Source organism: Streptomyces sp. NPDC001617 (genome assembly GCF_053596855.1).
This window is the reverse complement of record NZ_JBSFHA010000021.1, coordinates 12,671-24,094: the sequence shown is the minus strand read 5'-3', so window position 1 is coordinate 24,094 and position 11,424 is coordinate 12,671. Positions and strand designations below refer to the sequence as shown.

9 protein-coding genes and 1 pseudogene are annotated in these 11,424 nt (G+C 68.7%); 3 read left to right on the top strand and 7 right to left on the bottom strand.

The window, feature by feature from the left end; all coding sequences use genetic code 11:
* Positions 1 to 13 precede the first annotated feature (13 nt).
* Positions 14 to 982, bottom strand: a complete 969-nt coding sequence (locus tag ACWC09_RS18135) for a helix-turn-helix domain-containing protein (protein ID WP_450851529.1) — start codon at positions 980 to 982, stop codon at positions 14 to 16.
* A 243-nt stretch (positions 983 to 1,225) separates the two neighbouring features.
* Between ACWC09_RS18135 and ACWC09_RS18130 the strand changes: the two genes are divergently transcribed.
* Positions 1,226 to 2,188 (top strand): nuclear transport factor 2 family protein, encoded by a 963-nt coding sequence (locus ACWC09_RS18130; RefSeq protein ID WP_450851528.1) that lies wholly within the window; start codon positions 1,226 to 1,228, stop codon positions 2,186 to 2,188.
* Between the two features lie 325 nt (positions 2,189 to 2,513).
* Positions 2,514 to 2,763 (top strand): annotated as a pseudogene (locus tag ACWC09_RS18125) (IS982 family transposase); the annotation flags it as partial.
* A gap of 112 nt (positions 2,764 to 2,875) precedes the next feature.
* On the opposite strand, the gene ACWC09_RS18120 reads toward ACWC09_RS18125, so the two are convergent.
* The 4 genes from ACWC09_RS18120 to ACWC09_RS18105 form a co-directional block, all read right to left on the bottom strand.
* Complete coding sequence (locus ACWC09_RS18120) at positions 2,876 to 3,409, bottom strand: 2,4'-dihydroxyacetophenone dioxygenase family protein (protein ID WP_450851527.1); 534 nt, start codon at positions 3,407 to 3,409, stop codon at positions 2,876 to 2,878.
* A gap of 361 nt (positions 3,410 to 3,770) precedes the next feature.
* The gene (locus ACWC09_RS18115) at positions 3,771 to 5,288 is read right to left on the bottom strand and encodes a glycoside hydrolase family 43 protein (protein WP_450851526.1); all 1,518 of its coding nucleotides are present in this window, start codon (positions 5,286 to 5,288) and stop codon (positions 3,771 to 3,773) included.
* 28 nt (positions 5,289 to 5,316) lie between these two features.
* Positions 5,317 to 6,750 (bottom strand): LPXTG cell wall anchor domain-containing protein, encoded by a 1,434-nt coding sequence (locus ACWC09_RS18110; protein ID WP_450851525.1) that lies wholly within the window; start codon positions 6,748 to 6,750, stop codon positions 5,317 to 5,319.
* 286 nt (positions 6,751 to 7,036) lie between these two features.
* Positions 7,037 to 8,086, bottom strand: coding sequence for a LacI family DNA-binding transcriptional regulator (locus ACWC09_RS18105; protein ID WP_450851524.1), 1,050 nt, complete (start codon positions 8,084 to 8,086; stop codon positions 7,037 to 7,039).
* A 430-nt stretch (positions 8,087 to 8,516) separates the two neighbouring features.
* Here ACWC09_RS18105 and ACWC09_RS18100 point away from each other — a divergent pair, with 430 nt between their 5' ends.
* A complete protein-coding gene (locus ACWC09_RS18100; RefSeq protein WP_450851523.1) occupies positions 8,517 to 9,587 on the top strand; it encodes a glycoside hydrolase family 5 protein in 1,071 nt (356 codons plus the stop codon).
* On the opposite strand, the gene ACWC09_RS18095 is transcribed toward ACWC09_RS18100, so the two are convergent.
* Together ACWC09_RS18095 and ACWC09_RS18090 are read right to left on the bottom strand one after the other, a co-directional pair.
* On the bottom strand, positions 9,577 to 10,479 hold the full coding sequence (locus ACWC09_RS18095) for an SMP-30/gluconolactonase/LRE family protein (RefSeq protein WP_450851522.1): 903 nt from the start codon (positions 10,477 to 10,479) through the stop codon (positions 9,577 to 9,579). The two genes, ACWC09_RS18100 and ACWC09_RS18095, sit on opposite strands and share 11 nt — an antisense overlap.
* Before the next feature lie 15 nt (positions 10,480 to 10,494).
* The gene (locus tag ACWC09_RS18090) at positions 10,495 to 11,415 is read right to left on the bottom strand and encodes a sugar kinase (RefSeq protein WP_450851627.1); all 921 of its coding nucleotides are present in this window, start codon (positions 11,413 to 11,415) and stop codon (positions 10,495 to 10,497) included.
* Positions 11,416 to 11,424 lie beyond the last annotated feature (9 nt).

The window sequence follows — 11,424 nt, the reverse complement described above, 5'->3', positions numbered from 1 at the left end:
CCGCGCACGTGCGCTACTTCGTCGCCTCCGCGCGGGCCTCGCTCGGGGTGAGCCCGAACCTGGAGCGGAAGAGGCGGGCGAAGTGGGCCTGGCTGGAGAAGCCCCACCGGTACGCGACATCGGCGATCCTGGTCTCCCGCGCCCCGGGCCCGGAAAGCTCCTGGTGGGCCCTGACCAGGCGCCGTTCCACGATGTGCCGTGCTGGAGACCTGCCGGTCGATTCGAAGATCCGCCCCAGGTGCCGCACCGAGATGCCCATGACACCGGCCACCTGCGCGGCTCCGAGTCCCGGGTCATGGAGATGCCGGTCGATGTAGTCCTCGGCCACGACGAGCTGCGACCGGTAGGCGTCCGACCCCGTCCTCCCTCCCGTACGCTCCTCGGCGAGTTGGCGGAGCAGATCGAGAACGGTGACCTCGGCGTCGGCGGGACCCTGCGTCACGTCACGCAACGCGGCCAGCCTGCCGAGTCGGGAACTCAACGCGGCCAGGAGCGCGCCCTCCCGCGCTGTGCTCCGCCCGAACAGCATCGGCCCGGGCAACCCGCCTCCCCCGCACGCCTGCGCGAACAGGTTGAGGGGCACGTCCACCAGGATCTGGCGCATCGAGGAGGAGAACCCGAACAGATACGGCCTTCGTGTGTCGTAGATGATCAGCTCGCCCGCCGTCCCGGCGAGGCAGCCGTTCTCGTGCAGGAACACCGCCTCTCCCCTGAGCAGGAGAGACGCGAACACCGAGTCCTTGGGTGCCGACCTGACGGTCTGCGGGCTGCGCTCGATGGCATGCGCGTTGCCGGTGATGTCGGCGAGGCGCAGACCGCCCAGTTCGATGTTGGTCTGCCTGGCCAGCAGGCCCTGCTCGGAATAGGAGGTGCAGGACAGGCCCACCAGCGCCCTGCGGTTGTAGTCCTCCCAGTAGTGGATGCGCTCGGCGGGTGCGATGTGCTCGGTGGTGGCCTGGGAGATCACGGAGGGGGCGGACAAGGGGCCTCCCATGTCGTGCATGTCAGGAGGGCTCAGCCTAGGTGACCGGTCTCGCTGCCAGAAGCCAGGGCGATCTCGCGGCCGGTTCGGCGGGCCCTTAGCTGCGTGCGCTTCGGGCGGGCACCAAAGGAACGGCAAAGGATATTGACTGTGCCCGGCGACCGGTGTTTACCTGACAAGGAAGAGTTTTAAGATTCAAGCTAACTGGTCGATCTTTCGATCCTCAAGTGTCTGGAGCGCACCATGCCCCCCACCCCCTCCGCCCGCAGGGCAGTCGTCGCCGTCCTCACAGGCGCCATTGTCCTGAGTGTCGCGTCCGTACCGGCCGTCGCGGCCCCGGGGAGCGCGGACGCCGGGTACGCGGCGCACGGCAACGGCGGGCGTGGCAGCTATGACGGCTATGGGGACTTCGCGCGCCTCGGCTACCAGAAGGCCGTCGCCGTCACGGTCGCCAAGGGCGTGTTCGAGCGTGGGGACATTAAGGTGGTGGACCGTTTCGTGCGGTCGGACTACATCCAGCACAACCCGACCGTGGGGGACGGGGCAGCGGCTCTGAAGGGCCTGGCGACCTCGATCCACAAGCAGTTCCCCGAGGCCAAGTACGACGTCAAGCGGGTCATCTCCGAGGGCGACCTCGTGCTGCTCCACTCCAACGTCGTGCTGGTCCCGGGCACCAAGGGCTCGTCGGTCATCGACATCTTCCGCTTCAAGGACGGGAAGATAGCCGAGCACTGGGACGTGATCCAGAGCGTGCCCGACACCACGGCCAGCGGCAACGACATGTTCTCGACGCTCAGCTCGCCGAAGACCTCACAGCCCCTGGATCACCGGCTCACCCAGGCCAACAAGGAGCTGGTCACCAAGGCCTTCGACGAGCTCATGGTCCACAAGGACCTGACCGCCCTCGACCGGTACTGGGACGCCGGCTACCTCCAGCACAACCCGCAGATGCAGAACGGCGTGGCTGCGGGCAAGGCGGGCCTCGGCGGTTACTTCGCGGCAGCCCCGCAGCTGACGGTCACACCGAAGCGGATCATCGCCGAGGGCGACCTGGTGGCCGTCCACAGCCTCTACGTGAACTACCCGGGGGACCGGGGCACGGTGATCCTGGACCTGTTCCGGGTCCGCAACGGCAAGATCGTGGAGCACTGGGACATCACCCAGACGGTGCCGGAGACCTCGGCCAACGGAAACGGGATGATCTAGACGAGTTCCAGGCCGCGCCTTGGTATGGATCATGGTCAGGTGATACGTCGCATCGAACTGTCCGATGCCGAGTGGCAGTTCGCCGGCCCCTGCAGGTGACAAGTCATTCTGAAGTGACGGCGATCGGGCGTAGCGATGCGTCAAGGGGTATTCAGTGGATGACGCTCGGCGCGCAGTAGCGGCCGGAGCCGGTGTGCTGCCTGTTCCTCACCGTGCCGAGCTCGTCCGCCTCGCAGTCGCCCAGGCGATGCTGGCTTCACCTCGGAGTCCAAGTGGCTGCGGTTCATCCGCTCCCGTCTCGGCGCGATGTTCCCCTTTCCTGTGAGCCCTCGCGAACCCGAAGCTGGGCGAGCACGAGATGCTGACGGCGATGTCGATCATGAGCCGGACACACTCACCGACCGTCCCGGCCTGCGGCTAATTACGGACAAGTGCTTCGCCTCCGGGGAGTTCGAGACCGATCTGGCCATGCGCGGGGCGGCGCCGCTGCGACCCTCGTTCAAGCGGGCGAGACGCCGCAAGGGCGCGTCCCTGCTGAATCGGTGCGGAAACTGATCGAGTCGGTGAACATCACTTCGGAGTGACTCGTCCAGGTGACCGGTCTCACTGCCGGCAGCCGAGGCGACCTCGCGGCCACGCCGACGCCCGGTTCGGCGAGGAGGAACGGCCGTGGGCACGCCCGTCCCCTCAGCGGAACAGGGAGTTGACGTAGTCGGCGCCGAGACCGACCTTCTCGTAGTGCTCGCGGCACATCTTGATGTAGTCGTGCACGTCGAAGAAGCCGTCGGGCTCACCGTTCTCGTCCAGCCAGACGAGCGGGCCCTTGACGATGAAGAACGCCTTCATCGGCTCGTCGCTGTCGTAGGCGACCAGTGTGTGCCCCTCTCCCGGGGCCTCGTAGACGAAGTCGCCCGCGGTCGCCGTCCAGGGCCGCTCCAGGTAGCCCCACTTGCCGGAGATGGTGTACGCGAACACCTCGTGAGGGTGGTAGTGCCGGTTGACCAGCCCCGCCTCCTTGGCCCGCAGGATGTCGGCCCAGCTGTTGTCCTTGACGTTGATCCACAGTGGGCGGGAGCCGACGGTCTCGGTGAACGGCACGTAATAGCGGTCGTCGTCCGTGGCCACCTTGGACAGGTAGACCTCGGGGAGGGCGTCGGGACGGAAGGAGTTCTCGATCGGCCTGAGGTCCTTCCAGAACTCTCCGGCGGGCAGGTCGGGCATGTGAACGGCCTCCTTCGTCGCGGGCTCCCCCGAGTGAATCCCGCACGGCGACGTGCCGTCTTTCCCGTGGCGGACCTGACCGCTTGCAGATTCCGGACATCCGCCAGTGACGGCCACGATCGGACTCACACCCTCAAGGACTCCCTCGACGACGGGCAGGCCGGGGCGGAGGCCTCAGGATCTTCCAGTCGCACATCGAACGCCCGGAGAACACCGTCCGCCGGCAGCGGATCGCGTCCGGGGCCTCCACCGCCCCGACGTCCGCCGTTCGGCCTGCGGTCATGGCTGGTCGGGGCCCGACGGGCGAACGCCTCGCCTGTCGGGCCCAGTGCGGTGCGACACCGGCCTGGCGCGGGTCGCGTCAGCGATCGACCGCTTCGTACTCGAACCAGTCGAAGTGGACGGAGCCGGCGCCGGCGAACATGCCGATCACCCGGCCGGTGAAACCGCCGGCGACCTCCGTCGAGAGGTACTTCCCGTCCAGGGAGGCGAGTTCGACGAAGGAGCCGTCCGGCTCCTCGATGCCGATCGTGACGGTGTCCGGGCCGGTGCGCGCATCGTTCACCGCGTGTACGGCGGTCACCTCGATGCGGAGGACCACAGGCCCCCGGGGTGTCGGACGGGACGTGACGACCGTGCTCAACGGGCCGATACGGGCCCGCACTTGTGCCTCGCCGGAGGAGGCCTCGATGTCGTAGTGATGCTGCTCGTCGAGGCGGACGGCCAGGCCGCCGCGGCCGTCTGCGACGTCGACCAGAGCCCGCACACGGCATGACACGTGCTGCTGCCGCCGGCCGACGAACGTCACGTCGGTGTCGTCGAGGGACCCGCCGCGCGCCTGAAGAGTGAGCCAGCCGGGCCGTTCCTTCGTGGTGCAGACCTCCGGCGGTCGGTGCCGCAATGAGATCCAGTGCGGGGCCGGCGCTGGCAGGTCGAAGTCGTCCCGGCCCGGCACCGCGGCCTGCGGTTGCAGCGGCCAGTTCGGGGCGGGCATCGAGGCCGACAGTTCGCCGACGACAGGCCAGCCGTCGGCCCAGTCGACCGGCACCAGGAACGTCTCCCGGCCCAGTACGTGCCACCCCGGGGTGCCGCCGCCCGGTCGCACGCCGAGCAGCACCATCCACCACGAGCCGTCCGGCGCCTGCACCAGGTCGGCGTGACCGGTGTTCTGAATGGGGTGGTCGGTGCCCCGGTGGGTCAGGATCGGATTGGCCGGGCACGGCTCGAACGGACCCGTGGGCGTGCGGCTGCGGGCGATCGAGACGCTGTGGCAGCGTTCGGTGCCGCCCTCGGCGATGAGCAGGTACCAGTAGTCGCCGATCTTGTAGAGGTGCGGTGCTTCGGGCGCCTTGGCTCCGGGCGCGCCGGACCAGAGCCGGCGTGAGGGGCCGAACGACTCCCCGGTGTGGGGGTCGATGCGGATCTGTCCGACTCCGGCGGTGGTGACCCAGCAGTTGCCGTCCTCGTCCCAGGCGAGGTCCGGGTCGATGCCCTGCACTCCGGGCAGCCGGACGGGATCGGACCAGGGGCCGGCCGGATCGGTGGCCGTGAAGAGCAGATTGCCGTCCCCGCTCACGTTGGTGACGATCAGCCAGAAGCGGCCGTCGTGGTGGCGAAGGGTGGGTGCGTAGATGCCGCCGGACGAAGGGGTGTCGAGCGGCAGGCGCAGCTGGCTCGGCCGGTCGAGCGCGTTGCCGATCTGGGTCCAGTTCACGAGGTCCCGGCTGTGGAAGACGGGTACCCCGGGGAAGTACTCGAAGCTGGAACAGGCCAGGTAGTAGTCCTGGCCCGCCAGGCAGACGGAGGGGTCGGGATGGAAGCCGGGGATCACCGGGTTCTCGATGGTGTTGGCCTTCTCGGGCTTGCTCGACACCCTCATCGAATCCTTACGTTGTAGGTGGGTTGGTTCAGCGGTGGAGCTGGACGACCACGATCGAGTAGGCGGGAACCGTCTGGCTGGTCGCGCTGCCCGTCGCCGCGGAACCGATCGAGGTGGCGTTCTTCAGGTACGAGTACACGGTCGGGGCGGCTGAGGACGGGCTGAACCCGCTGTACGACAGCGTGACCGTGGCGGCGTTGACGGGGTCCTTGTTGATGAGCATGACGCTGAGGTCGCCGCCTGCCCGCCGGACGGCGTGCGCGGAGATGACCGGGGTCGAACCGACGGCCCGGACCAGCGTGTCGCCGGGCGCACCCAGCTTGGTGATCATCCGGGTGCCGTAGTACGGCGCGAAGGGCGTGTTCAGGGGCGGCTCGCAGGAGGCGCCGCTGGACAGGATTCCTCCGTCGTCGTAGTCCGTGGCGCCTTCGACCGTGGTCACGTGGGCGCAGTCGGTGCCGTTGTGCAGGTTCCACCAGTCGACGGTGAACGCGCCGTTCTCCATCCAGGTCAGATACTCGTCCGGGGCGAACAGGCCGTTCGGGGAGGTGTCCTTGTAAGCGTTGGCGTTGGCCTCCGTCACCGCGATGCCCACGTCGGGTGCGTTGGTCCCGGCGTACTGGTTGATCAGTGAGCGCAGAGTGGCGGCCATGTTCGGGATCTCCGCCTGGGGCTTGCCCAGCAGGTCGGCCTGGCTGTTGCCGATCGGGTAGTGGTGCACGATCACGAAGTCGATCTTCGATCCGGCGATCGACAGGACCGTGTGGTTCCAGTCCATCGAGTCACCAGGGCCCGTGATGCCGTCCGGCCAGGCCCCGGGGGTGGTCAGCACCGCGCCGATCTTGATGGACGGGTCGACGGCCTTCATGGCGGTGGCGTACTGGACGAGGTTGGTCGCGTACGTCGTGGCGGTCTTGCCGGCATGGTGGTCGGTTTCCCAGGTAGCGCCGTAGAGGCCGTTGCCGTAGACCTCGTTGCCGATCTCCCAGTACTTCACGCCGTAGCCCTTGGTCACGTTGGCGTAGCGCACCCAGGCCGCCGCCTCCTCGGGTGTGCCCGAGCCGTAGTTGGCGGTGATGATCGGTTGTGCGCCGACGGCGCGTACCGTGCCCATGAAGGTGTCGAAGTCCGTGTTGGGCGCGACGTAGCCGCCCTCGACGGTGTGGGTCTGCCAGTGGTAGCCGTCGGCGTAGCTGCCGCCCGGGTAGCGGACCATCCCGGTACCGGCGTTCTTCAGCAGCCCGGGGACTTCGGGGTGGTTCATGTTGCCGTCGTAGACCGCGACGTTCATCCCGACACCGGTCGCCGGGATTGTCGCAAGCGCACGGCCCGCGTCGACCGACACCGAGGCGCTGATGGCAGCGGGAGCGGCCGCCGCTGACGGTGTGACAGCCACGGCCAGTGACACCGCTGCGGCCAGCCCGATGAGTCGGGCGCGATACCTGTGGACCAACCTCCGCATGAACTCCTCCAAGGGGATGCGACCGAGGTGGGTGGAGTGGGACGGCGTTCATGGTCCGGCGCGTCGCAGGCTTTTTCCAGCCTCGCGAGAAGAGCGAAACTTTCGCAGGTCAAAGTCAGATAATTTCTTCGCCGAGGTTAGCCAGGGGAACCACGGTGGTCAACGGTCACGCAGCCCGCTCGCCTCACAGGAAGCCTCGGACACAGCTAGCCCGCCGCCGACGGGCTGTCGGCGGCGGGCGTCTGTGCAGCTGATGAAGTGTGAAGCAGCGTGCGGCCGCTGGGGGTCAGCCCTTGGGGGGAGCCGTGCTGCCCCGGACCGTGAGGGTCGTCGCGATCTCCACCCCGACCTGAGGTGCCGCTTCACCACGACCGAGCGTGAGCGCCAGTTCGGTGGCCGCCACGGCCATCTCCGTCAGCGGCTGGTGGACGGTGGTCAGCGGCGGGTCCACCCAGGCCACGACCGGCAGGTCGTCGAAACCGACGACGCTCAGGTCGTCCGGGATCCGCAGGCCTGCCTCGCGCGCCGCCTGGTAAACGCCCAGCGCCTGCAGGTCGTTGGCGGTGAAGATCGCGGTCGGACGCTCCGGCAGAGCAAGCAGGGAACGGGCCGCCGCACAGCCGTCCTCGTGGGTGAGCGGGGCGTGCACGACGACTTCCGGATCGACCGGCAGGCCCGCGGCCTGCATCGCGGAGCGGTATCCGTCCAGCCGGGCGCAGCAGTACAGCTGGTCCTCGGGGCCGCCGATCATGGCGATGCGGCAGTGCCCGAGTTCGGTGAGGTGGCGGGTCGCGGCCCGGCCGCCGGACCAGTTGGTGGCGCCTACGAACGGGACGTCGTCGGGCAGCTCCGTGGCGGGGTCGAAGACGACGAACGGGATCCCCTTCGCTTTCAGTTGCTCACGCTCGGCCTCGGAGAGCTGGGCGACGGACAGGACACAGTTGGGACGTCTGGAGACGGTGTCGTCCCAGGTGGGCTCGGCCGTGTCGTGCAGTCCGAACTCGGAGACCATGAGGCCGACCCGGTGCTGGCGGGCAACCCGTTCGACACCCCGGATGATCTCGACGGCCCACATGTGCTGGAGCTCGCGGAACACGAGCTCCACTACGTTGTTCCTGTTGGCCCCCGAGGGTTTGCGATAGCCGTGCTCGTTGACGAGTGCCTCGACCCGGGCACGGGTGTCCGCGGAGACCCCCGACTTTCCGTTGATCACCTTCGACACGGTAGGGACGGAGACCCCCGCCGACTCGGCGATGAACGCGATGGTCACCGGCCGGGACGTGTCTCCCTGCCCGTCGCCCTTGCCCGCCGGCCCGTCAGCTGCGTTGTCCGCCAAGATCGCCTTCCCAGTCTTCGAATCGCTCGCACCAGGCGGGGCCGGATGCAAGAGACACCTCAACAGAACTGTGCCGGTATGCCCGGCCATTCTGGCATCTCTTGCTGACGAACCTGTGACCCCGAGCACATCTTCATGTTAATTTCTCCGCCGCACAGAGCGAAAGTTTCCTTCCCGAAGGCACGACTCGGCCGCAACGGGCCGATCTCCATCCACGTGCCGAGCATGTCCGACACAGGGACCCGCCTGGGTCTGCGCCGCCCCGACCGGAAGGTGCACGCGATGACGAGGCGATTGACACGGTTTCTCCCGCGACGGCGCCGGCCGTCGCGGCCTCCGCGGAGACTGGCGGCGCTCCTCCTGACGATCGTGCTGCTCCCGCTGTTGACCGCCACCGCACAGGCCGAGGATCCGCCCGCCCCACCGCCGAGTGCCCGCCGCCCGCAGCGCGGTGGCCGCCATGCAGCCCGGCTGGAACCTGGGCAACACCTACGACGCGATCCCCGACGAGACGTCCTGGGGCAACCCGCCCGTGACCCGGGCACTATTGAAGAAGGTCAGGTCGCAGGGGTTCAAGAGCATCCGCCTGCCCGTCACCTGGGGCGTCCACCAAGGGGCCGCCCCCGACTACACGATCGACCCGGCCTGGATGGCGAAAGTCCGGCGCGTAGCCGACATGGCGCTGGACGAAGGCCTGTACGTGCTGCTCAACATGCACCACGACTCATGGATGTGGGTCAACAACCTCTCGACCGACCACGACGCCGTACTCGCTCGCTATCGCGCCACCTGGACCCAGATCGCGGCAGAGTTCCGGGACGAGCCGTCACGACTCGTGTTCGAGAGCATCAACGAGCCGACGTTCAGCGGCACTTCGGGCGACGACGAGAACTACCGGCTGCTCGCCGAACTCAACCGGGCCTTCCACGCGATCGTCCGCGACTCCGGCGGCCAGAACACCAGCCGCCTGCTCGTGCTGCCCACCCTGTACACGAACGCCGACCAGGGCCGGCTCGACGCGCTGGCCGCCCAACTGACCTCCCTGCGCGATCCCATGATCGCCACGACGATCCACTTCTACGGCTGGTGGCCGTTCAGCGTGAACATCGCCGGCTACACCCGGTTCGACGCCACCGCGGAGCAGGACCTCACCGACACCTTCGACCGCGTGTACAACACCTTCGTCTCGCGCGGCATCCCGGTCGTCATCGGGGAGTACGCCCTGCTGGCCTACGACCACAACCGCCCCGGCATCATTGAACGCGGTGAGCAGCTCAAGTACTTCGAGTTCCTCGGCGACTACGCACGCCGGCGGAAGCTCACCACCATGCTGTGGGACGCCGGTCAGTTCCTGAACCGCAACACCCTGCAGTGGCGGGACCCGGAGCTGTTCGCCCAGATCAAGTCGAGTTGGACCACCCGTTCGGGAACCGCTGTCGTCTACCCGTTCATGCAGAAACACTTCAGGACCGGCGTGCTCACCGGAGCGATCAAGGGCTGACGGTATCTCGGCGTCCGCCGCGCCAGGAAGAGGCCGCCGTCCCCCTGACCGGCACGGAGACGCTGAGCACCGCGCCGGAGGTGGCAGTCGGGCTCTCCACCCCGTAGCGGGCCGTGGTGACGTAGAGGCGATTGTCGCCGGGATGCAGGCACACGGACGTGGGGTGCGGGGCGGGGACGGTCACGATGTGGAGCAGACGGCCATCGGGGTGGTACCGGCGGACCGCGCCCGCGCCCCACATCGCGACCCACAGGCACCCCTCGGCGTCCACGGTCATTCCGTCGGGGTTGCCTTCACCATCATGCAGTTGGGCGAAGGTCTCCGGGCCGCCGACGAGGTCGCCGGAGACGGGGTCGACCCGACAGCGGAAGATGGTGTCGGCGGCCGTGTCGGCGAGGTACATGGTCGTGCCGTCGGCGGTGAACGCGGGCCCGTTGACGATGGTCAGGCCGTCGAGAACGCGTACGACCGTGCCGTCGGGGTCCGTCCGGTAGAGCGAGCCCGCCCCGTGGGTGCCGTCGTAGGCCATGCTGCCCGCCCAGAAGCGGCCGGCGGGGTCGGCGACGCCGTCGTTCATCCGGCTGGGGACCGGGGTGCGGTCCTCGGGGTGGTCCAGCCAGTCGAGTGCGCCGTCAGCGGTGAGCAGTGCGATGCCGGTGCCCGCGGCGGCGATCCATGCGCCCGGCTGGTCGTGCAGGGGGGCGACGGCTCCCAACGGTACGTCGAGTCGGGCGAGTTGGCGCGGGGTCGGTTCGGTGTCGTCGCGCAGTTCGAAGAGCCGACCGCTGAGGATGTCGACGTACACGTACCGGTCGTCGATCCAGCGACCGCCCTCGGCGAGTTCGTACGCTCCGTCAACGACGATCGCCGCCGGTACTGACGGGGATGTCATGTTCAGTCCTCCGGATCAGCGGATGGTCGTGCCGTCGGGCTGGTCGAACAGGCCGAGTTCCTCCCGCGTGGGGAGGCCTTCCCAGTCGCCCCGGGTGGCGACGGCGAAGGCCGCGGTGGTGACGGCCCGGTGCAGCCGGGCGGGGATGTCGGCGCCGTCGAGGAGGCCGGAGAGGTATCCGGCGACGAAGGCGTCGCCCGCGCCGACCAGGTCGACGGCGTCGACCTGACGCGCCGCGCGGTCGGTCGCCCCGCCTGCGGTGAAACTGGTGGCGCCGCGTCCGCCGCGCTTGACGACCACCTCGTCGACACCTGCGGCCAGCATGCTGTGCACGGCCTCGGATTCGCCCGCGCCGGGTCGTTCCTGCACGAGCGGCAACTCGTCCTCGGAGGCGATGAGCAGGTCTGTGTGTTCCAGCAGCGGCCGGAGCACCGTGCGGGCATGGTCGGCGGTCCACAGCCGGGAGCGGTAGTTGACATCGAGGCATACGGTGATGCCGGCGGCACGAGCAGTCGTGGCGGCGACGAGGGTGGCCTCCGCCGCCGTCCCACTGAGCGCAGGCGTGATGCCGGTCAGATGCAGGATGCGGGATCCCGAAGCCAGCGCGGGCAGTACGTCGGCCGGTGAAACGGCCGAACCCGCCGAACCGACGCGGTAGTAGCTGACGCGGGTGAGCGTGCCCAGGCGCGGTTCCGTGAGCAGCAGCCCTGTCGGCCGGCCGGTGTCGTCGATGGCCGCGTGGTCGGTGTCGATGCCCTCGGCCCGTAGCGTGCGCAGCACCAGCGCGCCGAGTTCGTCCGCACCGACCCGCCCGGTCCAGCGCACCCGATGCCCGAGCCGGGCGAGGCCGATGGCGACGTTGGACTCGGCTCCCGCGACGGACAGGCCGAGGCTGCCGCCAAGCCGCAGCGCTTCCCGGGCTCGCAGCGCCGCCATCGTCTCGCC

Coding starts and splice junctions, on each gene's coding strand:
- ACWC09_RS18090 (WP_450851627.1), bottom strand. CDS start 11,415: ATGGCGGCGCTGCGAGCCCGGGAAGCGCTGCGGCTTGGCGGCAGCCTC.
- ACWC09_RS18120 (WP_450851527.1), bottom strand. CDS start 3,409: ATGCCCGACCTGCCCGCCGGAGAGTTCTGGAAGGACCTCAGGCCGATC.
- ACWC09_RS18095 (WP_450851522.1), bottom strand. CDS start 10,479: ATGACATCCCCGTCAGTACCGGCGGCGATCGTCGTTGACGGAGCGTAC.
- ACWC09_RS18115 (WP_450851526.1), bottom strand. CDS start 5,288: ATGAGGGTGTCGAGCAAGCCCGAGAAGGCCAACACCATCGAGAACCCG.
- ACWC09_RS18130 (WP_450851528.1), top strand. CDS start 1,226: ATGCCCCCCACCCCCTCCGCCCGCAGGGCAGTCGTCGCCGTCCTCACA.
- ACWC09_RS18110 (WP_450851525.1), bottom strand. CDS start 6,750: ATGCGGAGGTTGGTCCACAGGTATCGCGCCCGACTCATCGGGCTGGCC.